16 protein-coding genes and 1 riboswitch are annotated in these 23,820 nt (G+C 72.2%); of the genes, 12 read left to right on the plus strand and 4 right to left on the minus strand.

Annotated elements, in window-relative coordinates; genetic code table 11:
* Window position 1 precedes the first annotated feature (1 nt).
* Window positions 2-2,050, minus strand: a complete 2,049-nt coding sequence (gene treS / locus AC0VX6_RS04815; protein ID WP_475467472.1) for a maltose alpha-D-glucosyltransferase — start codon at window positions 2,048-2,050, stop codon at window positions 2-4.
* Window positions 2,051-2,162: 112 nt separating this feature from the next.
* Window positions 2,163-4,133: an alpha-1,4-glucan--maltose-1-phosphate maltosyltransferase gene (locus tag AC0VX6_RS04820; protein WP_475467474.1), complete on the minus strand. Its 1,971-nt coding sequence runs from the start codon at window positions 4,131-4,133 to the stop codon at window positions 2,163-2,165.
* A 734-nt stretch (window positions 4,134-4,867) separates the two neighbouring features.
* Here AC0VX6_RS04820 and AC0VX6_RS04825 point away from each other — a divergent pair.
* From AC0VX6_RS04825 to AC0VX6_RS04880, 12 genes are all read left to right on the plus strand, one after another.
* Window positions 4,868-7,501: a transglycosylase domain-containing protein gene (locus tag AC0VX6_RS04825; protein ID WP_475467475.1), complete on the plus strand. Its 2,634-nt coding sequence runs from the start codon at window positions 4,868-4,870 to the stop codon at window positions 7,499-7,501.
* Between the two features lie 72 nt (window positions 7,502-7,573).
* Window positions 7,574-8,806, plus strand: coding sequence for an RNA-guided endonuclease InsQ/TnpB family protein (locus AC0VX6_RS04830; RefSeq protein ID WP_475467476.1), 1,233 nt, complete (start codon window positions 7,574-7,576; stop codon window positions 8,804-8,806).
* A gap of 49 nt (window positions 8,807-8,855) precedes the next feature.
* Window positions 8,856-8,963: riboswitch (TPP riboswitch) on the plus strand.
* A gap of 107 nt (window positions 8,964-9,070) precedes the next feature.
* Window positions 9,071-9,691, plus strand: a complete 621-nt coding sequence (locus AC0VX6_RS04835; protein WP_274976374.1) for an ECF transporter S component — start codon at window positions 9,071-9,073, stop codon at window positions 9,689-9,691.
* 2 nt (window positions 9,692-9,693) lie between these two features.
* A complete protein-coding gene (locus AC0VX6_RS04840; RefSeq protein WP_274976375.1) occupies window positions 9,694-11,325 on the plus strand; it encodes an ABC transporter ATP-binding protein in 1,632 nt (543 codons plus the stop codon).
* Between the two features lie 172 nt (window positions 11,326-11,497).
* A complete protein-coding gene (locus AC0VX6_RS04845) occupies window positions 11,498-12,241 on the plus strand; it encodes an energy-coupling factor transporter transmembrane component T family protein (protein ID WP_475469258.1) in 744 nt (247 codons plus the stop codon).
* A 60-nt stretch (window positions 12,242-12,301) separates the two neighbouring features.
* Window positions 12,302-13,090 (plus strand): enoyl-CoA hydratase/isomerase family protein, encoded by a 789-nt coding sequence (locus tag AC0VX6_RS04850; protein ID WP_274976376.1) that lies wholly within the window; start codon window positions 12,302-12,304, stop codon window positions 13,088-13,090.
* Window positions 13,091-13,506: 416 nt separating this feature from the next.
* Window positions 13,507-15,792, plus strand: coding sequence for a protein kinase domain-containing protein (locus AC0VX6_RS04855; protein WP_475467478.1), 2,286 nt, complete (start codon window positions 13,507-13,509; stop codon window positions 15,790-15,792).
* Window positions 15,793-16,241: 449 nt separating this feature from the next.
* On the plus strand, window positions 16,242-17,021 hold the full coding sequence (locus AC0VX6_RS04860; protein WP_047870008.1) for an electron transfer flavoprotein subunit beta/FixA family protein: 780 nt from the start codon (window positions 16,242-16,244) through the stop codon (window positions 17,019-17,021).
* A gap of 34 nt (window positions 17,022-17,055) precedes the next feature.
* Window positions 17,056-18,000 (plus strand): electron transfer flavoprotein subunit alpha/FixB family protein, encoded by a 945-nt coding sequence (locus AC0VX6_RS04865; RefSeq protein ID WP_274976378.1) that lies wholly within the window; start codon window positions 17,056-17,058, stop codon window positions 17,998-18,000.
* A gap of 126 nt (window positions 18,001-18,126) precedes the next feature.
* Complete coding sequence (gene ligD, locus AC0VX6_RS04870) at window positions 18,127-19,005, plus strand: non-homologous end-joining DNA ligase (protein WP_475467480.1); 879 nt, start codon at window positions 18,127-18,129, stop codon at window positions 19,003-19,005.
* Window positions 19,006-19,118: 113 nt separating this feature from the next.
* Entirely contained in the window at window positions 19,119-20,384 is a 1,266-nt protein-coding gene (locus AC0VX6_RS04875; RefSeq protein WP_475467481.1) for a hemolysin family protein, read from the plus strand.
* Between the two features lie 126 nt (window positions 20,385-20,510).
* A complete protein-coding gene (locus tag AC0VX6_RS04880; RefSeq protein ID WP_274976381.1) occupies window positions 20,511-21,995 on the plus strand; it encodes an aldehyde dehydrogenase family protein in 1,485 nt (494 codons plus the stop codon).
* Window positions 21,996-22,158: 163 nt separating this feature from the next.
* Here the strand turns inward: AC0VX6_RS04880 and AC0VX6_RS04885 are convergent, their stop codons facing one another.
* Together AC0VX6_RS04885 and AC0VX6_RS04890 are read right to left on the minus strand one after the other, a co-directional pair.
* Complete coding sequence (locus tag AC0VX6_RS04885; protein WP_274976382.1) at window positions 22,159-22,917, minus strand: class I SAM-dependent methyltransferase; 759 nt, start codon at window positions 22,915-22,917, stop codon at window positions 22,159-22,161.
* The gene (locus tag AC0VX6_RS04890) at window positions 22,914-23,693 is read right to left on the minus strand and encodes a class I SAM-dependent methyltransferase (RefSeq protein ID WP_475467483.1); all 780 of its coding nucleotides are present in this window, start codon (window positions 23,691-23,693) and stop codon (window positions 22,914-22,916) included. Before AC0VX6_RS04890 ends, AC0VX6_RS04885 begins: the two co-directional genes overlap by 4 nt.
* Between the last annotated feature and the right edge of the window lie 127 nt (window positions 23,694-23,820).

A 23,820-nucleotide genomic window follows, 5' to 3' on the forward strand; every position in this document is an offset into this window, starting at 1 on the left:
GTCAGAGCGACCCGTTTCCCTTCTCGCCCCCACCCCGGCCCGTGCGCTCCGCGGCCGGGCCGGAGGGGCCCGAGGCGCGCACCGCGCTCCCGTGGGAGGGGGTGCGGGCGCCGTCACCGAACGCGGGGGAGAACCCGGCCTGGATGCTGGACGTCGTGCTCACTGGGTGGTCCGGTGCGTGCGGCCGGGTCGCGGCCGCCGACACCGGCGAGGTCTCGAAGGTGGCGTGCACCCGGGCCCCGGCCTCGGGCAGTCCGTAGGAAGGCATGCCGTCCCGGCCCGTGCCCGAGGGCTCCCGGTCGGCGGTGGCGGGCAGCTGGAACCAGTAGAAGCCGTGCCCGGGCAGGGTGAGCAGGTAGGGCAGTTCCCCGATCTCGGGGAAGCGCACACCGCCCACGCACTCCACCGGGGCGACCCCGGCGTAGCGCCCCAGGTCCAGCTCCACGGGCTGCGGATACCGCGACAGGTTGTTGACGCAGAGCATCCGGTCGTCGCCGTGCTCGCGGATGAAGGCCAGCACGCTCGGGTTGGTGGCGTTGAGCTCGGTGAAGGCGCCGGTGCCGAACACGGGGTGGCGCTTGCGGATCTGGATCATGCGCCGCGTCCAGTGCAGCAGCGAGCCGGGGTTGTCGCGCTGGGACTCCACGTTGAGCGCCTGGTACCCGTAGACCGGGTCCATGATCAGCGGCAGGTACAGGCGGGCCGGGTCGCCCTTGGAGAACCCGGCGTTGCGGTCCGAGCTCCACTGCATGGGCGTGCGCACAGCGTCGCGGTCGCCCAGCCAGATGTTGTCGCCCATGCCGATCTCGTCGCCGTAGTACAGGACGGGCGAGCCCGGCAGGGACAGCAGCAGGGCCGTGAACAGCTCGATCTGGTTGCGGTCGTTGTCCAGCAGGGGTGCGAGCCGCCTGCGGATCCCCACGTTGGCGCGCATGCGGGGTTCCTTGGCGTACTCGGAGTACATGTAGTCGCGCTCCTCGTCGGTGACCATCTCCAGGGTCAACTCGTCGTGGTTGCGCAGGAAGATCGCCCACTGGCAGTTGCGGGGGATCGGCGGCGTCTGGGCGAGGATCTCCGAGATCGGGAAGCGCTGCTCCTGCCGGACCGCCATGAACATGCGCGGCATCAGCGGGAAGTGGAAGTTCATGTGGCACTCATCGCCGCCGGACTCGAAGTCGCCGAAGTAGTCGACGACGTCGGACGGCCACTGGTTGGCCTCGCTCAGCAGCACGCGGTCGGGGTAGAGCCGGTCCACCTCGGCGCGCACGCGCTTGAGGAACTCGTGCGTCTCCTTGAGGTTCTCGCAGTTGGTGCCCTCGCGCTCGTACAGGTAGGGCACGGCGTCCAGGCGGAACCCGTCGATGCCCAGGTCCAGCCAGTAGCGCAGGACCTCCAGGATCGCCTCCTGGACGGCCGGGTTCTCGAAGTTGAGGTCGGGCTGGTGGGAGAAGAACCGGTGCCAGTAGTACTGGCCGCGGACCTCGTCGTAGGTCCAGTTGGACGTCTCGGTGTCGACGAAGATGATGCGGGCCCCGTCGTAGCGGTCGTCGGTGTCCGACCACACGTAGAAGTCCCCGTAGGGCCCGTCCGGGTCCTCGCGTGAGGCCTTGAACCACGGGTGCTGGTCGCTGGTGTGGTTCATGACCAGGTCGGTGATGACCCGGATCCCGCGCCGGTGCGCCTCGTCCAGGAGCTCCACGAAGTCGGCGGTGCGGCCGAACTCCGGGAGGATCTTGAAGTAGTCGGAGATGTCGTAGCCGCCGTCGCGCAGGGGCGACTCGTACATCGGCAGCAGCCACACGCAGTCGATGCCCAGCCACTGGAGGTAGTCCAGCTTCTGCACCAGACCGGCGAGGTCGCCGGTGCCGTCGCCGTTGGAGTCGAAGAAGCCCCGGGCGAGCACCTCGTAGAAGACGGCGTGCTTGTACCAGTGGGGATCACTGGTGCCGCCGGAGGACATCAGCGGGCCGGTGGCGGCCCCGGTGGCCGGGGCGAGCGGACCGTGTTCGGCGTGACCGCGTCCGCCGGGGCCGGGCTCGTCTTTGCTCATCTAATGCTCCCCACCAAGAATGTTCGACGTCGGTTCAACAGGCGTTTCGGACACGGCGGGGCTCCGGCGGAGCAGCGGCTCCACCGGGCCCCGTGCGCTGGTTCCGGGGCCGCTATCTGCCGCTGACGGTGAACACGTGCGCGGGACCGGCCGCGGGGTCGAGCCGGACGTAGTTGTCCGCACCCCAGGTGTAGGAACGGCCGGTCAGCTCGTCGGTCACCCTGAGCTCCTCCTCCCTTGTGAGGCCGATGGACGGCAGATCCAGGTGCACCGTCGCCTCGCGTGCGTGGTGCGGGTCGAGGTTGACGACGGCGATCACGGCGTCGTCGGGGTTCTTGGGGCCGGTGCCGGGCCGGTGCTTGGAGAAGCAGACGATCTCGGGCCGGTCCACGTGGTGGAAGCGCAGGTTGCGCAGCTCCCGCAGGGCCGGGTGCTCCCGGCGCAGCCGGTTGAGCAGCGTGAGGAGGCCGGCGAGGGTCTCGCCGGAGGCCTCGGCCGCGGCCCAGTCGCGGGGGCGGTACTGGTACTTCTCCGAGTCGAGGTACTCCTCGCTGCCCGGTCCGGCGGGGGTGTTCTCGCACAGCTCGAAACCGGAGTAGACGCCCCAGGTGGGGGAGAGCAGGGCCGCCAGCACGGCGCGGACGGCGAACGCGGGCCGACCGCCGTGCTGGAGGTAGGCGTGCAGGATGTCCGGGGTGTTGGCGAAGAAGTTGGGCCGCAGGTAGTGGGCGCTCTCCCGGCTCAGCTCGGTGAGGTAGTCGGTCAGCTCGTCCTTGCCGTTGCGCCAGGTGAAGTAGGTGTAGGACTGGTGGAAGCCGACCTTGGCCAGGGTGCGCATCATGGCGGGGCGGGTGAAGGCCTCGGCGAGGAAGAGCACGTCGGGGTGCCTGTCGGCGACGTCGGCGAGCAGCTTCTGCCAGAACGCGACCGGCTTGGTGTGCGGGTTGTCGACGCGGAAGATCCGCACGCCGTGCGCGATCCAGTGCTCGACCACCCGCAGGACCTCCGCGTACAGGCCCTCGAAGTCGCGGTCGAAGTTGAGCGGGTAGATGTCCTGGTACTTCTTGGGCGGGTTCTCGGCGTAGGCGATGGAGCCGTCGGCCCGGGCGGTGAACCACTCGGGGTGCTCGGTGACCCAGGGGTGGTCGGGGGAGCACTGCAGGGCCAGGTCCAGGGCGATCTCCATGCCGTGCTCGCGGGCCTCGGCGACGAAGGCGTCGAAGTCGGCGAGGGTGCCCAGGTCGGGGTGGACCGCGTCGTGGCCGCCGTCGGCCGACCCGATGGCCCACACCGAACCGGGGTCGCCGGGACCGGCGGTCAGGGCGTTGTTGGCGCCCTTGCGGTGGGCGGTGCCGACCGGGTGGATCGGCGGGAGGTAGACCACGTCGAAGCCCATGTCGGCGATGGCGGGCAGGCGCTTGGCCGCGGTGGCGAGGGTGCCCGAGAGCTCCTGGCCGGGCGCGGTGTCGACCTGGGCGCCCTCCGAGCGCGGGAAGAACTCGTACCAGGAGCCGAACAGCGCGCGCTCGCGGTGGACGACGACGCTGGTGCGCCTGGACCTGGTGACCAGTTCGCGCAGGGGCGCGCGCTCCATCTCGGCCAGGACCTCGGGGGTGAGCGCCGCCTCGAAGCGCTCCACCGGGGACATCGAGGTGTCGCGCAGCGCCTTGGCGGCGGCGTTGAGGAAGGGGCGGCGCGGGACCCGTCGCCCGGCGCGGGCGAGCAGGCGGGCGCCCTCCTCCAGGACGAGCTCGGTGTCCTGGCCCAGCGGGAGCTTGACGCCCGCGACGTGGTGCCAGGTGGCGAAGGGGTCGGTCCACGACTCGACGGCGAAGGACCACGTCCCCTCCGTGGGGAGGCTGACGCAGGCCTCGTAGCGGTCGGTGCCGGGGGCGTGCTCGCGCATGGGGACGAGCTGTTCGCGGCGTCCCGCGGGGGAGTAGACGACGACGCCCGCGGCGAGGGAGTCGTGGCCCTCGCGGATCACCGTCGCTCCCACGGTGAAGCGTTCGCCCGGAACGGCTTTCACCGGTCCGAGGTCGTTCTCTGGAGAGATATCGAGGATGGGCAGGCGTCCGATCACTGGCTACACCGTAATTGTCGTGGTTCGACGTCGCTGAACCGTGCTGTTTTTCGGCAGGCGGAAATAACCGGGAGTTAATCCAGGGCAAGACGGAGTTCACGGAGTATCCGGAACAGAAACTGTCCGGATTAAGGCTTCGGTGCCCTCCGCTGTCTATCGTCTGCCCTCTTGTGGTGTTTGGCGGAGTGCCAGGGCCGGATAATTTCTGTGATCCTAGTCACACTGGGTGCGTGTACTAAGAGCCGGTGTTTGTCGGGTTTCTGCTGAGTAAACCTCTCAAAGTGGTCATAAGGACACAGCAGATTCAGGTGTCTCTGTGGTTGTTTTCCGATGCATTCTGTGGAAATGACGGAAAACTGATCGGTCATGTTGGACGGTGTGCTGCGGTGGGTAGGGATGACCGAATGCACGCGCGAGCTGTATGGCCGTATTCCGGACATCCGCGCGTGACCGAATGGTCGCCTAAGGAACTTTTGTCACGGATTCGGGCACCCGTGGCCCGCGCTCCTCTCCGGCCTCGCTCCCCTCCCGGTGTCGGGTGTGTGACGCGCCTGTTTCATGGTGATTGACGAAATATGTTCGCTATGCGGTGCTTTGCTTGTCATTGAGGAAGTTTTTCGCTGACGCGCCCGTCAACCCGGTACGCCCTTTACGTCCGCCCTGAGAGCGTGGTCGACGGAGTTGCCTGCCCGCGCGTCCCGCGGGCGGGGCGGCACACGGCCGTAGGGGGCGACGTGACGGAGTCCAACCAGCGTCCGCCGCACGGGCGGCGGCACGAGGTCCCGCGCCGGAACCGGCGCGGGGCCCTCTCCCGCGCGGTACCGGCCGCCGCGGGTCCGCGTGTGCGGCGGTGGACCGAGGTCCTGCGCCGAAAGGTGTCGGAGCCGACCCCGACGGGGGACCGCCGGGAGACGGTCCAGCGCCTGGCCGGAACCAGCGCGGTCGCCGGGCTGCTCACGGCGGCGCTGGTCATGCCCTGGGTCGGCGGTCTCGGACTGGCGGCCAAGGACTCCGCCGCGGCCTTCATGGCCCTGCCCAGCGACCTGGCCGTGCCGCACCCCGCCGAGCGCGTGCTGCTGACCGACGTCGACGGGGAACCGATCGCCGAGGTCGCCGAGCGCGAGCGCGACGTGGTGCCGCTGGACGAGATCAGCCCCTGGGTGCCCGCCGCCCTCATGGCGATCGAGGACGACCGCTTCTACGAGCACGCCGGGCTGGACCTGCGCGGCACACTGCGCGCCGCCGTCCGCACCGCACTGGGCAACACCCAGGGCGGGTCCACCATCACCCAGCAGTACGTGAAGAACCTCCTCATGGAACAGGCCGACACCGAGGAGGAGCTGGCGAGCGCCAACGCGCGCACCCTGACCCGCAAGGTGCTGGAGCTGCGCTACGCCATCGAGCTGGAGGAGAAGCTCACCAAGGACGAGATCATGGAGGGCTACCTCAACCTCGCCTACTTCGGCCAGAACGCGTACGGCATCGAGGTCGCCGCCGAGCGCTACTTCTCCGTCCCGGCCTCCGAACTCGACCCCGCGCAGGCCGCCACGATCGTGGCGCTGGTGCGCGCGCCCTCGTACTACGACCCGCTCACCAACCCCGAGGCCTCCGTCGAGCGCCGCAACCTGGTGCTGGACCGGATGGTCGCCACCGGACACCTGGAGAGCGCGGAGGCGGAGGAGTACAAGAGCCGGGGCCTGGAGGTGGACGAGACCCCGCGCGCGGGAAGCTGCTTCAGCAGCGAGCAGCCCTTCTTCTGCGACTACGTCATGCGGTGGCTGGGCGGCTCCGACGCGCTCGCCGACACCCAGGAGGAGCGCGACCGGATACTGGAGCGGGGCGGCATCACCGTGCGCACCACCCTGGACCTGGACATGCAGGAGGCCGCCGAGCAGGCCATCGAGCGCTACGTCCCCGCGGGCGACTCCCACAAGTTCGCCGCCGAGGTCCTCGTGGAGCCCGGCACCGGCCGGGTGCGGGTCATGGCCCAGAACATGCGCTACGGCTTCGACGACGAGCCGGGCACCACCTCGATCAACCTGTCCGTGGACCACGACGACGGCGGGTCGCTGGGCTACCAGGCGGGTTCGACGTTCAAGCCGTTCACCCTGGCCGCCGCCCTGGACGCCGGGCTCGAGTACGACACCAGCTTCTCCTCGCCCAAGTCCACGACGGTGAGCGGCCTGGAGAACTGCGAGGGCGGCAGGATGTCGCCCTGGGACGTGCGCAACGCCGGGGAGAGCGACGGCGGAAAGCACAACATGATCAGCGGGACGAAGGGTTCGGTGAACACCTACTTCGCCCAGCTCCAGGAACGCGTCGGCCTGTGCGAGACGGCGGAGATGGCCCAGAGCCTGGGCGTCCACCGCGCGGACGGCGAGGACCTGCAGGTGTGGAGCTCCTTCACCCTGGGCGACCAGGAGGTCTCCCCGCTCACCATGGCCAGCGCCTACGCCGTCTTCGCCTCCCGGGGCACCTACTGCGAGCCGGTCCCCGTGGCCTCGGTCCTCTTCGAGGGCGAGGACGGCGAGGAGATCGAGATGGGCACCGAGTGCGAGGAGGGAGCGCTGGACACCGAGGTCGCCGACGGCGTCAACCACCTGCTCCAGCAGACCTTCGAGGGCGGTACCGCCAACGGCCTGGAGATCGGGCGCCCGGTGGCGGGCAAGACCGGCACCACAGACAGCGCGGCCTACGCGTGGTTCGCGGGCTACACCCCGAACCTGGCCGGGACCGTGGTGGTCGGGGACATCCGGGGCGGGGAGCAGCACACTCTCCAGGGCGTGACCATCGGCGACCGTTACTACGGCATCGTCTACGGGGCCACGCTGCCCGGCCCGATCTGGCAGGCCACCATGCGCGAGGCCGTGGCGGGCCTGCCGGAGGAGGAGTTCGCGCCCTCGCCGAAGATCTACGGCAAGGCCTCTGACAAGCCGTCGGGCGGCGGTGGCGACAGCGACGACGGCGACACCGGTGGAGGCGGTGGAGGCGGCGGTACCGGTGACGGCGGCGTCGCGGCCGGTGGCGGCGGTGACGGCGGGGGTGACGGCGGTTCGACCGGCGGTGGCGGCGGTGAGGAGGCCACCGGCGGTGGGGGCTCGACCGGCGGCGGTGGCGGTACCGGAGGCGGCGAGGGTTCGACCGGTGGCGGCGGCACCGGCGGCGGCACCGGCGGGGGCACCGGCGGGGGCGGAGGTTCGACCGATGGCGGTGGAGGCGGAAACACCGGCGGTGGTGGAGGCGGCGGAGGCGGAGGTACCGGGGAAGGCGGTGGCGGCGAGTCCCCGGGCGGGGACGGCGGCGCGCCCTGGAACGGCACGCCCCCGCAGCCGCAGGTGCCCGAGGGCGGTGTCGGCCCCGGGGACTGAGATCCCGCCTTTCTGTAGCTTTCTGTTGGATTCGGCTCACGCGATCGCAGGGCGGTCGCTACGGTGTGTGTCATGACCAGGAAGAGCGTGAAGCGGGCCTATCGATACCGCTTCTATCCGAGTGATGTGCAGGCGGCTGAGCTGTCGCGCACGTTCGGGTGCGTGCGCCTGGTCTACAACCGCGCTCTGGCCGAACGCACCACCGCCTGGCAGCAGCGCCGCGAGCGGGTGGGTTACTCCCACACCTCGGGGATGCTGACCGCCTGGAAGAGGACCGAGGAGCTGTCCTTCCTCACCGAGGTCTCTTCCGTTCCGCTCCAGCAGACGCTGCGCCACCTGCACACCGCCTTCGGCAACTTCTTCGACCGCCGCGCGAAGTACCCGCGGTTCAAGTCCAAGAAGACCTCCCGGGCCTCGGCGGAGTACACCCGGTCGGCCTTTCGCTACTGCGACGGCCGTCTGACCCTGGCCAAGATGGCCGAACCCCTGGACATCGTGTGGTCGCGGCCCCTGCCCGAAGGGGCCCGTCCCTCGACAGTGACGGTCTCGCGTGACGCGGCCGGGCGCTGGTTCGTGTCCCTGCTGTGTGAGGACACCATCACGTCGGCCCCGGCCGTCAACAACGCGGTCGGTGTCGATGCCGGAATCACCTCCGTGGTGATCTTGTCGACCGGGGAGAAGGTGGCCAACCCACGCCACGAGCAACGCGACCGGGCCAGGCTGGCCCGGGCGCAGCGGGCGCTGGCCCGTAAGGCCAGGGGCAGCGCGAACCGGGACAGGGCGCGGCGGAAGGTGGCGCGGGTGTGCGCCCGCATCACCGACCGCAGGCGCGACTTTTTGCACAAGCTCTCCACTCGACTCGTCCGCGAGAACCAAGTGGTCGTGATCGAGGACCTGGCCGTGCGCAACATGGTCAAGAACCGCAGGCTGTCCCGGGCGATCTCGGACGTGGCCTGGCGTGAGCTGCGCACCATGTTGGAGTACAAGTGCGCCTGGTACGGGCGGGACCTGATCGTGGTGGACCGGTTCTTTCCCTCCTCCAAGGCGTGCTCGACCCCCGGATGCGGGTACGTGCACGCGTCGTTGCCGTTGCGTGTACGGGAGTGGAGGTGCCCCGGTTGTGGGGTGGTCCATGACCGTGATGTGAACGCGGCGCTCAATCTCGAAGCCGCCGGGCTGGCGGTTGTTGCCTGCGGAGCTGGTGTGAGACCTCAACGGGAGTCCTCCCGGACGGGGCGACCGGCGACGAAACAGGAAGGCCACGGGGCGACCCGTGACGAGGCGTTGGCCTCGAACCACCGGTAGGCGGTTCCGCGATCTCTTGCCTTCAGGCAGGAGAGGAAGTCAAAATGGGTGAAACCGACAGGGGAGCGCGCGAGCGCTGAGAGTGCGGCACCAGGCCGCAGACCCTTACACACCTGATCTGGGTCATGCCAGCGAAGGAAGTCGTAGGAACCGTCACCGGTGGCGTGCTCCCGCGCACCGGGACGTCCCGGCGCGCGCGGAACGCGTCCCGGCGCCGCTCTCGGCCGCACGGGCCCCTCGCACCCCCCGGCGAAGGGACACCGAATGAAGAGGAACACCACCACCCCCCAGGGCACCGGCTTCCGGCACGACGTCCTCGGTCGGCTGCGGAGCTGGCGCACCGTCGACATCGTCGTGGCCGCCGTCATCGGCGTCGCGGTCGGCGTGGTCTTCTGGCTCTGGAACATCGTCTGGTCGGTCACGACCCCGCTCTTCGTCGGCTTCCCGCCCGCGCAGGCCGTCGTCTACGGCATGTGGCTGATCTCCGGCGTGCTGGGCGGCCTGATCATCCGCAAGCCCGGCGCGGCCCTGCTCACCGCCGTCGCCGCCGCCTCGGTGTCGGCGCTCCTGGGCACCCAGTGGGGGATCATGGTCATCCTCGACGGCGCCCTCCAGGGCATCCTGCCCGAACTCGTCTTTCTCGCCTTCGGCTACCGCCGCTGGGGCATGGGCGTGGCCGTCCTCGCGGCGGCGGTCGCGGGCGTCTCCCCGGCCATCCGCGACAACCTCGCCTACAACGTGACCTGGCCGCTGTCCTACCAGATCACCTACGGCGTCATCGTGGTGGTCAGCGCCGCCCTCATCGCGGGCGTGGGCGCCCGCCTGCTCACCACCGCCCTGGCCCGCTCCGGTGCGCTGGCCCCCTTCCCGTCCGCGAGGGGCTGACCGTGGCCTCCGCGAACGGGCGCCGGACGGCGGCCGGGGGCCCCGGCGCGCGCGTGGAGCTCTCCGGCTGGGGCTGGCGGCACTCGGGCCGCGGGTCCCACGCGCTGCGCGGCGTGGACCTGGTGATCGAGCCGGGTGAACGCGTGCTGCTGCTGGGCGCCTCCGGCGCGGGCAAGTCCACCCTGCTGCACTCGCTGGCCGGCCTGACCGGCGAGGACGCCGCCATCAGCGGCGACCACGAGGGCACCCTGCTCCTGGACGGAGAGCCCGCCGACCGGAGCCGGGGCTCGGTCGGCCTGGTCAGCCAGGACCCCGAGACGCAGCTGGTGATGGCGCGCGCGGGCGACGACGTCGCCTTCGGCCCGGAGAACCTGGGCGTGGCCCCCGACCTCATCTGGCCACGCGTCCACGAGGCACTGGAGGCCGTGGGCTTCCCGTACGGACCGCGCCACCCGACCGGCGCGCTGTCGGGCGGTGAGAAGCAGCGCCTGGTGATCGCCGGGGCCCTGGCGATGCGCCCCCGCCTGCTGCTGCTGGACGAGCCCACCGCCAACCTCGACCCGGCCGGGGCCGCGCTGGTGCGCGGCGTGCTGGCCCGCCTGCTCGCCGAGACCGAGGCGACCCTGGTGCTGGTCGAGCACCGGGTGGCCGACGTCGTGGACCTGGTGGACCGGGTCGTGGTCGTGGCGCCCGGCGGCGGGGTCGTCGCCGACGGGCCGCCGGGGACCGTGTTCGCCGAGCACGGGCGCTCGCTGGCCGCGCAGGGCGTGTGGGTGCCCGGGTTCGAGCCCGCGCCCGTCCTTGAGCCCGCGCCGGGCGGTGAGCCCCTGCTGGAGGCCGTGGGCGTCACGGCGCGCACCCCGAGCCAGCTCGGCGTGCGCGCGGCGCCGCGGCGCACGGTGTTCGAGGGGGTGGACGCCACCGTCCGAGCCGGGACCGCGACCGCCCTGACCGGACCCAACGGCGCGGGCAAGTCCACGCTGCTGACCCTTCTCGCCGGACTGTCCAGGCCCCAGCGGGGAGCGGTGCTGCCGCGCGGGCCGCTGGCCGGGGCCGACCCGCGCCCGCTCGTGCGCTGGCCCGCCCGCAGGCTGGCCCGGTACGTGGGCACGGTCTTCCAGCACGCCGAGGACCAGTTCGTCACCGCCACCGTGCGCGACGAGCTGTGCTTCGCCCCGCTGCGCGCCGGGATGGGCGAGGCCGAGACCGAGGCCTGGGTGGGCGAGCTGATGGAGCGCCTGCGCCTGTCCGCGCTGGCCGACGTGCACCCCTACACGCTCTCGGGCGGTGAGAAGCGGCGGCTGTCGGTGGCCACGGCGCTCAGTTCGGGCCCCGCGCACGCGCCCGACGCGCTCGTCCTGGACGAGCCCACCTTCGGCCAGGACACCCGGACCTGGACCGAACTCGTGGAGCTGCTCGCCACCCTGCGGTCCGCGGGCCGCGCGGTGGTCATGGCCACCCACGACGACCTGTTGCTGCGGAGTCTGGCCGACGCGCGGGTGCGCGTGGCCGGGGGCCGCGCCGTCCAGGAGGCCGCCGCACCGGACGCGGGCGCCGGGGCGGAGCCGCCCGGCCCGCCGGAGCCGACCGGGCCCGCGGGGCACACGCCGGTGGGAAGGGGGAGCCGTGGCTGACCGGAGGCTTCCGGACACACCCGTGGACGGGGACCGTGTCCCGGGCGGGGCCCGCGTGCCGGAGGGGAACCGAGAGACGGACGAGGTCCGTCGTGCGCCGGATGAGGTCCGTGTACCGGACGAGGTACGAGGGCAGGGCGGGGCCGGTGCCCCGCCGGGGGACGCGCTCACCCTGGAGGCTCCCGCGGACGGCGGGGCGCGCTTCTGGCTGGTCGGGCTCAACCCGGCGGCCAAACTGCTCGCCGCCCTGCTGCTGGGCGTGGGCCTGGTCCCGGCCGTGGACGCCGTCACCGGCGGCGCGGTGCTGGCGGGCGTCCTGCTGCTCCTGCCGTTCAGCGGGATCGACCGGCGCACCCTGCTCGTCCTGGGCGGGCCCTTCCTGCTCATGGGGCTCTCCAGCGGGCTGGTCAACTACCTGTACGGGGAGCACGGTGCGGAGGGCGCGCTGGGCGCCGCGGTGCGCCTGCTGGCCATCGCCCTGCCCGGGCTGCTCGCCGCCGTGAGCAGCGACCCCACGGAGACCGCCGACGCCCTGGTACAGCGGCTGCGGCTCCCCGAGCGTCCCGCCATGGGCGTGCTGGCGGCGCTGCGGCTCGTCCCGCTGCTCGCCGACCAGTGGCGCACGATCACACTGGCGCGGAGGGCTCGCGGGCTGGAGGCCGGGCGCGACCCGGTCAGGGCGGTCGCGCTGTTCTTCGGCCGCCTGTTCGCCCTGTTGGTGCGCTCCATCCGCACCGGGACGCTGCTGGCCGCGGCGATGGACGCGCGCGCCTTCGGGACCGGGCCGCGCACCCGCGTCCGGGAGAGTCGCTGGCGGACCGCGGACACGCTGCTGCTGGCGGGGGCCGCCCTGCTCCTGGCGGCGGCCTACACCCTGTCCGCACGCCTGGGCACCCTGGTGCTGCTCTTCTCCTGAACCGGGTGGTAAGCAGTTCGGAGACAGTGGTGACGTCCGAGTAGTGAGGGGCAGCAGACCGTGGGCGAGTTCGTGCGTGTGGAGACCGATCCGGACCATCCGGCCGTGGCCGTGATCCGGCTGGACAGGCCGAAGGTGAACGCGCTCAACGCCGCGCTCACCGCGGAGATCGCCGAGGCCGCGACCCGCGTCGCCAAGGACCCGGACGTGCGCGCCGTGGTCGTCTACGGCGGTGAGCGGGTGTTCGTCGCGGGCGCTGACATCAAGGAGATGGCCGACCTCACCGCCGCGCAGATGCTCGGCTACGCGCGCGACCTCCAGAGCGCTCTGAACCTGGTGGCCCGCATCCCCAAGCCGGTCGTGGCGGCGGTCACCGGGTACGCGCTCGGCGGCGGCCTGGAGCTGGCACTGGCCGCGGACTTCCGGGTGGCGGGTGCCGGGGCCAGGCTGGGCGTGCCCGAGATCCAGCTCGGCGTCATCCCCGGCGCGGGCGGGACCCAGCGCCTGCCCCGCCTGATCGGCTCCTCCAGGGCCAAGGAGATGATCTTCAGCGGTCGCCACGTGAAGGCGGACGAGGCCCGGGAGATCGGCCTGGTGGACCAGGTCGTCCCGGACGAGGAGGTCTACCGGGCCGCCGTGGCGCTGGTCGCCCGGTACGCCCAGGGTCCGGCCGTGGCGCTGGCCGCGGCCAAGGAGGCGGTGGACCGGGGCCTGGAGACGGACCTGGACACCGGTCTGGAGATCGAGCGCCTGCACTTCGCGGGCCTGTTCTCGACCGAGGACCAGAAGGACGGCATGCGCAGTTTCGTCGAGCAGGGACCCGGCAAGGCCGCCTTCAAGGGGCGCTGACGGGGCGATGAAGCGGCGCCGGAGGGCCGCCGGACGGACCGGTCCGAGCCGACCGGGCGCCGGAACAGCAGGTCGGGGCGGCGGCACACGGCGTCGTGCCGTCCGCCCCGCAGCCGTTTCGGTGGATTCGAGAACTTTTCACCCCGCTCGTTGGATCGAACGGTGTCACGGGGGGTTCGGCCGAACGTCCGGATCCGGCCAGTCCGGACGGGAGGGAGGGAACCGCCCACGCCAGTTTTCCGTCATACTCGTGAGGGTCGCCCCCGGACGGACGCGCCGCCTGAACCCCGGACGCCCGGCGGTGCGGAAGCGACCACACGGGCCCGAGACCGGGACGAACAAGCCAATGGTGACCCATCCCCCGGCCGCTAAGCTGGACGCGGTGGTATGTGGTCTTTTGAGGGGATGAGTTCTCGATGGCAATGTCGGCAGGTTTCCCCATGGGTGAGGAGCTGCCGGAGCGCATCGGCCACTACGTCATCCGCCGCCGCATCGGGCAGGGCGGCATGGGCGTGGTGTACCAGGCCGAGGACCCCCGGACCGAGCAGTTCGTCGCGGTGAAGGTCCTCAAGCCGGAGGTCGCGGGCGACCAAATCGCCCGGGCCCGCCTCGCCCGCGAGGTCGAGACCATGCGCCGCGTGCACAGCCCCAACGTGGCCGAGGTCATCGAAGCCGACACCCAGGCCGAGCTGCCGTGGGTGGTCACCGAGCACATCCCCGGCCCGACCCTGGACGCCACGGTCACCAACCACGGACCGCTGCGCGGCCGCGCGCTCACCCGCTTCGTCACCGGCATGGCCCGCGCGATCCGGGACATCCACGCGGTGGACGTGATCCACCGCGACCTCAAGCCCGGCAACGTGATCATCTCCAACGGCGAGCCGATCGTCATCGACTTCGGCATCGCGCACGCGGTGGACGGCGCCAAGCTGACCCAGACCGGCACGTTCGTGGGCACGCCCAGCTACCTGTCCCCGGAGGTCATCGAGGGCACCGACCTGGGCCCGGCCACCGACATCCACGCCTGGGGCGGCACCGTCGCCTTCGCCTCCACCGGCCGCCCGCCCTACGGCGCGGGCACCTTCGAGGTCATCTTCTTCCGCATCCTCAACGGCGAGATCGACATGGACGGGATGCACGAGGCGCTGCGGCCGCTGGTCAACCGCGCCGTCTCCCGTGACATGCGCAGCCGCCCCACGGCGGAGGAACTGCTGGAGGAGGCCAGCCGCCTCAACCTCGACCTGCCCTGGACCGAGGACGCGGGAGGCCGTCCCACCGGGCTCACCGGCAGCCACACCGTGTACCACCCGACCACGGCCGGGGGCACCGGGGAGGAACCGGGCAGCGGCGGCTCGGGCGGCGCCGCCGCGGCGGGCGCGGCCGGTGCCGCGCTCGGCGGCGCGGCGGGCTACCTGGCCGGTCGCGCGGCCCAGAACGACCAGGGCTGGGGCCCCTCGCACACCGGCGGCCCCGCCTCCAGCGCCTGGTCCCCGTCCGGGGACCCCGCGAGCCCGGCCTCCGCGGCGCACTCCGGCGGGCTGGTCGACGACCCCGTGTCCACCGACGACCTCTCGGGCGCGGCGAACGGCCGCCGCGCCGACGACCCGGAGTCCACCGACGACCTCTCCGGCGCGCGGCGCGGCTGGGACGACGAGGACGACGGGCTCCCGGGCACCGAGCGCATCGCCCCGCGCGACGCCGACGACCCGGACGACCCCCAGGGGACGATGCGGATCAGCCCGGTCCGCGACGAACCGGACGACGTGCTGGGCACGCGGCGCATCCAGCCCGACGAGTTCTCCCGCGAGGACCCGCAGGGCACGATGATGATGGACCCGGTCGACCGGGACGGGTACGCCCGGCGCCCCGTCGACGAGTACGAGGACGAGGGCCACCAGGCGCCGCACACGCAGTTCTTCAACACCCCGCTGCACAAGGGCGACTTCGCCGACATCCTCACCCCGGTGGACGACGGCCGGGGCAGCAACCGGACGCAGGAGTTCGACGGGGACGAGTACGAGGAGCGGCGCGGCGGCCTGCTGGGCCGGTTCCGTCGCGGCGGCGGCGACCGGGTGAGCGACTACTTCCCGGACGACTCCGACGAGGAGGGCGAGGAGTACGAGGAGCGGTCGTGGCGGATGCACCCGCTGACGATCCTGCCCATGCTGGTCTCCGTGGCCGGTGTGTCCCTGCTCTTCCCCTGGTTCGGGCTGATCCTGGGCGTCGTGATCATCGCCGCGCTGGGCGCCCTGGACGTGGTCAAGGCCGAGCACGCCCGCCGCCTCCAGACACGCGGCCCGCGCAACTCCGACAACATGGTGGTGGCGCTCAGCTTCCCGTGGGCCTTCGGGCGCATGGCGCTGCGCACGCTCGGCTTCGGGCTGATCTACCTGCTGGCGGGCATCCTGGTCGGCATGATCTACGCGCGGATCGCGGACGTGCCGGGCGAGGGTGCCAACTACACCGGGGCCTTCGCGATCTTCGTGATGATCCTGCTCAGCTACGTCATGCCGAGCGGGCGCGAGGCGCGGCACCAGGCGGTGTGGCTGGTGCGCCGGGTCCACTACCGCAACCTGTACGTCTACGTCGGCGTGTGCATCGGCCTCGTGCTGCTGACCATGCTCATCCTGTCCTTCGGCCTGTCGGCGGCTCCGGACTGGGTGCCGATCGGCGGTCCCTCGGACTGGTTCGACGGACAGTGATCCCCGCCCGGGGGCCGTAGGGCTCACCGGGCACCGCGAAGGCCCCGGGCTCCGGCCCGGGGCCTTCGGCGTTCCCGCGGGGCGGGAGGACCCCGACCTGCTACCGGTGGTGTGACCGGTTCCTGCGGGATCGGCGGCGACTAGGGTGGGGAGCGGGAGGCGGGCACCCGCGACCGGTGTCCGGCGCAGGCGGTCCGACCGGGGTCGGAGCACCTGCGGCACAGCGGTGGTTAGGGTTGCCTCAGTCACACCGGGGGCCAGGGGTTGGCCTCCAAGCTACTAGCCAGTAACATCTGGGCTATGAGCACATCGCGGGACCTGTCTGAACGTGAAGGCGGCCCCGCCGTCGGATGACCGAACGGCATTCGGCATTGTTGGCAGTAGGGGGCGCGCCAGCGTCCGGCCGCCGCACGGCGGATCATGGAGTGCAGGGAGGTCGGCCACCGGCCATGAATATTGTCGTTTTGGTCAAGCAGGTCCCGGACACGGCGACCGAGCGGAAGCTCAACCCCGAGGACAACACGCTCGATCGCGCTGCGTCCGACGGTGTCATCAACGAGCTGTGCGAGTACGCCATCGAGGAGGCGCTCCAGCTCAGGGAGAAGCACGGCGGCGAGGTCACCGTCCTGACGATGGGACCGGACCAGGCCACGGACTCCATCCGCAAGGCCCTGTCGATGGGTGCGGACAAGGCCGTCTTCGTCAACGACGACGCCCTCCACGGCTCGGACTCGCTCCAGACCGCCTACGCCCTCGCGCAGGCCCTGGGCACCATCGAGTTCGACGTGGTCGTCCTGGGCTCGGAGTCCACCGACGCCCGCACCGGCGTGGTCGGGGCCGCGCTCGCCGAGTACCTCGGCCTGCCGCAGCTCACGTTCGCCCGCAAGGTCGACATCGACGGCAGCACCATCAGGATCCAGCGCCAGACCGACTACGGCTACGACCTCGTCGAGGCCCAGCTCCCGGCGGTCGTCTCCGTGGTCGAGAAGATCAACGAGCCGCGCTACCCGTCCTTCAAGCTCATCATGCAGGCGAAGAAGAAGCCGGTGGACAAGAAGTCCGCCGCCGACGCGGGCATCGACACGGCCAGGGTGGGCCTGGCCAACGCCACCACCGAGACCGTCGACTTCGACGCCGCGCCGCCGCGCGCCGCGGGCACGGTGGTCAAGGACGAGGGCGACGGCGCCGCGAAGATCGCCGAGTTCCTCGTCGAGAAGAAGTTCGTCTAGGTCGAACGAGAGACTCAGGGAAGGTTCAAGGGATATGGCTGAGGTCCTCGTCCTCGTCGACCACGTCGACGGACAGGTCAAGAAGGTCACCACCGAGCTGCTGACCGCCGCCCGCCGCATCGGCGAGCCCGCGGCCGTGTGGGTCGGTGACGGCGCCGAGTCGGGCAGGGCCGTCCTGGCCGAGTACGGCGCCGAGAAGGTCTACGTGGCTTCGGCCGAGCTGGACGACCACGTCGTGGCTCCCAAGGCCGAGCTGCTCGCCAAGCTCGCCCAGGACAAGGGTGCCGCCGCCGTCCTGGTCTCGGCCACCGCCGAGAACAAGGAGATCGCGGGCCGCGCCGCGGTCAAGCTGGGCTCGGGCGTGCTCACCGACGTCGTGGACGTCAACGCCGAGGTCGTCGCCGAGCACAGCATCTTCGGCGGCACCACCGTCACCCACGCCCGCGTGCGCACCGGCGTGCCGGTCGTCGCGGTCCGCCCGAACTCCGTCCCGGCCGAGGCCGCCTCCGGCGCCGCCGCCGAGGAGCAGGTGTCGGTCGAGGTCTCCGACGCGGCCAGGAAGGCCAAGGTCGTCGAGCGCGTCCACGAGGAGCAGGGCGAGCGCCCCGAGCTCACCGAGGCCGCCATCGTGGTCTCCGGCGGTCGCGGCGTGGGCTCCGAGGACTTCTCGGTCGTGGAGAACCTGGCCGACTCGCTGGGCGCGGCCGTGGGCGCCTCCCGCGCCGCCGTCGACTCCGGCTGGTACCCGAACCAGTTCCAGGTCGGCCAGACCGGTAAGACGGTCAGCCCGAACCTGTACGTGGCCCTGGGCATCTCCGGCGCGATCCAGCACCGCGCGGGCATGCAGACCGCCAAGAACATCGTGGCGATCAACAAGGACCCCGAGGCCCCGATCTTCGAGCTGGCCGACTTCGGCGTCGTGGGCGACCTGCACGCGGTCACCCCGCAGCTGACCGAGGAGATCAACAAGCGCAAGTAGCACCGCGCTCCGACGCGCGAACGCCCGGCCAGGGGCCTCCCCGGCCGGGCGTTCGCGCGTTCGGGCACCGTTTTCCGGGGCCGCCGCCCGGGTAGGCGGGCCGCACGGCGGCGAACGGGGGAGGCCATGGCGGCGGAGACCGCGGGGGTGCGCGCGGGACGGCGCGTGGTGGAGGTGCGCAGGCCCGGCAAACCGCTGTTCGGAGAGGGCGGGGCGACCAAGGAGGACCTGGCGCGGTACCACGCCCGGATCGCCCCCCTGATGCTGCCGCACGTGCGCGACCGGCCGGTGGCCCTGGCGCGCTTCCCCGACGGGATCGACGCGCAGGGCTTCTTCGTCAAGCACCCGTCGGTCCCGGACTGGGTGCGGACCGCGGACACCAGCGGCGGTCGGATGATGCTGTGCCGGGACGCGGCCGCGCTGGTCTGGTGCGCCGACCAGGCGGCGATCACCCTGCACGCCTGGCAGTCCCGGCAGCCGAACCTGGGCCTGCCCGACCGGATGGTGATCGACCTCGACCCCGCCGGGGACGGCCCCGGGGCCTTCGCCGCCTGCCGCGCCGCGGCGCGGGACGTGCGGGAGGTGCTCGACGAGCTTGGCCTGGCCGCCTACGTGATGACCAGCGGCTCCCGGGGGCTGCACGTGCGCTCGCCGCTGCGGCCCGAGGCGGACGACCAGGAGGTCCGCGTGCTGGCGGAGGCGGTCGCGGACCGGGTGGTGGCCCGGCGGCCGGACGAGCTGACCACCGAGGTGCGCAAGGCCGCGCGCGGGGACCGGCTGTTCGTGGACTACCTGCGCAACGGCCGCGAACAGCTCGCGGTGGTGCCGTACTCGGTGCGGGCCAGGCCGGGCGCGCCGATCGCGGCGCCCCTGACCTGGGAGGATCTGGAGAAGGTGGAGACGGCCCGGGATTTTACGATCGACCTGGAGCGCGAGGAGTGCCCGTTCGCGGGGATGGGCAGGCACGCCCGCTCACCGCGCCGGGCCCTGGAGCGCCTGGGCTGAGACGGGAGAGGCGGGTCAGGGCTGCGGGGAGCCGTTGAGCGGTGTGTGGCCTGTGGGTTTCGGGGGAAGGAATCCCAGCTCCGGACACCGACAGTCGACCGCGGGGGAGTCCCATGGAGGGCATCGGGGCCCAGATCGGCCTCGTACTGGTCCTGGTCGTGGTGAACGCCGTGTTCGCGGGCAGCGAGATCGCCCTGATCACGCTGCGGGAGGGGCAGATCAGGCGGCTGGAGGAGCGCGGTCCGGGCGGGCTCGCGGTGGCCCGGCTGGCCCGCGACCCCAACCGGTTCCTGGCCACCATCCAGATCGGCATCACCCTCGCGGGCTTCCTCGCCTCCGCCACCGCCGCCGTCTCCCTGGCCCGCCCGCTGGTCGAGCCGCTGGGCTTCCTCGGCTCCTACGCGGCTCCGGTGTCGGTCGTGCTGGTCACCGTCGTGCTCACCTTCGTCACCCTGGTCCTGGGCGAACTCGCCCCCAAGCGCATCGCCATGCAGCGCGCCGAGCCCTGGGCGCTGCTCGTGGCCCGCCCGCTCAACGCGCTGGCCCTGCTCTCGCGCCCCGCGATCTGGCTGCTCAGCGCCTCCACCGACCTGGTCGTCCGGCTCGGCGGGGTCGACCCGAAGGGCGCCAGGGAGGAGGCCACCGAGGAGGAGCTGCGCGACATGATCGAGGCCCAGGGTCATATGACCCCCGAGCAGCGCACCATCCTCTCCGGGGCCTTCGACATCACCGGTCGGACGCTGCGCCAGGTCCTGGTGCCGCGCCCCGACGTGGACACCGTCCCGGCCGACCTGCCCGCGCGCGAGGCGGCCCTGCTCCTGGCCGAGCGCGGCCACTCGCGCGCCCCGCTGGTCGGCCGGGACGACGTGGACGACATCGTCGGCGTGGTGCACTGGTCCGACCTCCTGCGGGGCGAGGGCACGGCCCGGGAGCTGGCCCGCGAACCGCTGCTGCTGCCCGACTCGCTGACGGTCTCCGCCGCGCTGCACCGGCTCACCGTCGAACGCCAGCAACTGGCCGTCGTGATCGGCGAGAGCGGCGAGGTCAGCGGCATCGTCAGCCTGGAGGACCTGCTGGAGGAGGTCGTCGGCGAGATCTACGACGAGACCGACACCGACGAGCGCGCCCCCGCCCGGCTGGACGGCGGCGCCCTGCGCCTGCCCGGCACTTACCCCGTCCACGAGCTGCAGGACCTCGGCGTCGTCCTCACCGACCGGCCCCGGGGCAGTTACGTGACCGTCGCCGGGATGGTCCTGGTCCTGCTCGGCCACATCCCCGAGGGGCCCGGGGAGAGCGTCGACCTGGGCGGCTGGACGGCCACGGTCACCGGGGCCGACGGCCGTGTCGTCAGCGAACTCCTGCTCACCCCCGCCCGCTGAGGGCGCCGGGCGACAAGGGCGGTCGCGGAGTCGCTGAACAGTTGGCCAAGAGGCGGCAAGTCCCGTTGCCCGGGTCCCGGGCAGGGGTGACCGTGGCACCAGTGACGCCGAAGCAGGGGAGGGCCGATGCACGCGGACCGCAGGCCGGACGCCTACACGGGACTGGACCGGATGCCCATCGGGGACCGGTGGCGGCACGGGTCGTCCGGGAGCGTCGTCCAGGACGTGGACCCCTACGACGACACGGTCCTGACCGAGATCCGGCTGGCCGACGAGGGCGACGTGGACCTGGCCTACCGCGAGGCGCAGCGGGCGTGGCCGGGCTGGGCGGCGACCCCCGCCGCCGAGCGCGCCGAGGTCTTCGTGCGGGCACTGCGCGTCCTGGACGCGCGCCGCGAGGAGATCGTCGACTGGCTGGTCCACGAGGCCGGGGCGATCCGCGAGCGCGCCGAGTTCGAGTGGGGGCTGGTGCGCAGCGGCGTGGTCGAGGTGACCTCCTACCCCACGCGGGTCCAGGGCCGGATCCTGCCCGGCCTCACCCCGGGCAAGGAGAACCGCGTCTACCGCGAACCCCTCGGCGTGGTCACGGTGATCAGCCCGTGGAACTTCCCGTTCCAGCTCTCCCACCGCTCCGTCGCGCCCGCCGTCGCCCTCGGCAACACCGTGGTCCTCAAACCCGCCGAGAACACCCCGGTCACGGGCGGACTCCTGCTCGCCCGGATCTACGAGGAGGCCGGGCTGCCTCCCGGGGTGCTCAACGTGGTCGTCGGCAGGGGCGGCGAGATCGGCGACGCCCTGGCCACCCACGAGCTGTCCCGGATGATCTCGTTCACCGGCTCCACCGAGGTCGGCCGCCACATCGCCCGGAAGACCCCGCTCAGGAGGCGCGCGCTCGAACTCGGCGGCAACGGGCCGCTGGTGGTGCTGGAGGACGCCGACCTCGACCTGGCCGCGGACGCCGCCGTGTTCGGCTCCTACTACCACCAGGGCCAGATCTGCATGGCCACGAACCGGGTCGTGGCCGACGCCGCCGTCCACGACGAGCTGGTCGAGCGGATGCTCGTGCGCGCCCGGGCGCTGCGGGTGGGCGACCCCGCCGACCCCGCCACCCAGATCGGCCCCATCATCGACGACGAGCAGTGCGCGGGCGTGCGGGACGTGGTGGAGCGCTCCGTCGAGCAGGGCGCACGGCTCCTTCTGTCCGGCGAACCGACCGGCCCGGCGGGCAGGGTCCTGCCGCCCCACCTGCTGCTGGCCGACAACGGCATGCCGAGCGCGGCCGAGGAGGTGTTCGGCCCGGTGGCCACGGTCATCCGCGCCGAGGGGGAGGAGGACGCGCTGCGCATCGCCAACGACACCGAGTACGGGCTGTCCAGCGCGGTGCACACCCGCGACGCCGAGCGGGGGGTGCGTTTCGCCCGCCGCCTGGGGGCGGGCATGACGCACGTCAACGACTCCACGCTCAACGACGAGGCCAACACCGCCTTCGGCGGCGAGAACCACTCCGGGCTCGGCCGGTTCGGCGGCGAGTGGGCGATGGAGGAGTTCACCGCCGACCACTGGGTCAGCCTCCAGCACACGCGCCGCAGGATGCCGTTCGGTCTGGAGTGACCAGGGCGGCGGCCGGTCCTGTGCCGGAAAAGGTCCGCCGTGGTGCGCCCGCCGGGGATGATCCCGCTCCGAGCGGCGATGCCGACGGCCCACAGCGCCGCCAGGGGCGGATCACCGAGGGTCGGGCCCCTCGCGTCACACCAGCAACGTTTCCGGCCTGTCCCTAGCGCTTGCGCAGGACCAGCAGCAGGTTCCAGGTGACGACCTCGCGCAGCAGCGGCACCCGCACGATCGGCCCGGCCCATCCGGGCAGGTAGCGGGGGCGCACGTCCACCACGTCCACGTCGGTGCGCCCGCGCGTCCAGCGCAGCATCTCCCCGGCGTGCGCGGCGTACATGGTGCGGCCGAAGTCGTTCTTGGGCCGCCGGCCGTGGCGCCGCGCGAACCGCTCCGCCGCGTACGCGCCGCCCAGGTAGTGCCACGGCGAGGTCTCGTGCCCGCCCCACGGGGACAGCCACAGCGTGTACGACAGGTACACCAGCCCACCCGGCCGGGTCACCCGCACCATCTCGTCGGCCATCCGGGTCCGGTCCGGCACGTGCTCCAGCACGTTGGAGGAGAAGCACACGTCCACCGAACCGCTGCGCAGCGGCAGGTCCAGAGCGCTGCCCTGGACGCCGTACGCGTCGGCGTCGCGCCCGTGCAGCGTCATCTCGTGGGCGTCGGCGTCCACGCACAGGCAGCGGGCCCCCGCCGACCTCAGCTCGTCGGCGAAGTAGCCCGGGCCGCCGCCCACGTCCACCACGAGCCTGCCCTCCAGCGGCGTGTAGGAGCGCAGTTGCGCGACGGTGTCGCGGGCGAGCGTGCCGTAGAAGAACGCCGGGTCGGCCTGCTCCCTGCGGAAGGCGGCGAACAGCCGCACCGACCGGCCCAGGGTGGCGCGGAAGGGGACGGTGCCCCCGCCCGCGGCGTTCGCGGTCACGTGCCCGCCTCCAGCACCACGAAGTGGCGCAGGTGGCGCCAGTGGTCGCCGCCCCAGTACTCGTCGGAGGCGGCGATCCGGACGTTCGGGACCAGCTCGGCGATCCGCTCGGTGCGCAGGGTGTGCATCCGCATCGGCGCCGGGTAGCGCAGCAGCACCCGCTGGGCGAGCGCCACCAGCGGCCACGGCGCGTACCGGAACACCAGTCCCTTGAAGGTGCGCCGCTCGGACTCGGGCACGCCCAGCACCATGGCGCCGCCGGGGCGCAGCACCCGCGCGAACTCGCGCACGTAGCCCTCGGCCAGGGCGGGCGGCAGGTGCTGGAGGACCAGGTCGGTGTAGACCAGGTCGAAGGAGTCGTCCCCGAACGCCGACAGGTCCGGACGCTCGTTCAGCACGAACTCGATCCGCCCCCCGGAGCGGTCCAGGCGGCGGGCCTCCGCCAGCATCGGTGCGGAGATGTCCACCCCCACGACCTCGGGGAAGTGCGCGGCCAGGGCGTTGGACAGCCGTCCCGCGCCGCACCCGAAGTCCAGAACCCGGCCCCCCTCGGGGCGGACGCCCAGCTCCTCCATGCGGGCGACGGACGGGTCGATGTCGGCCCGTCCGGAGGCGAGGAACTCGTCGTCGTCCCAGCCGCCGCCCCTCTTACCGGGGTCCACGCACACCGCCCACAGGGGTTCGGCCGAACCCAGCCGAGTCCAGTCGCGGCGGACCTGTTCGAGCCCCACCCGCATCACCTCCACGGTGCTCGCGACCCCGCCGGAACACGGCACCTGAATCGTGTTCCTGTTCCGGTCATCCAGGCCGGGGTGGCCTGCGACAAGGGTCGAGGGAAAAAGTGGAACGTGTTGTATTCTGGCACCCCTTCTCCGGATCGGCCAACTACGGCGGGAGAGATGC

The sequence above is a fragment of the Nocardiopsis sp. iso_25 genome (assembly GCF_056173305.1).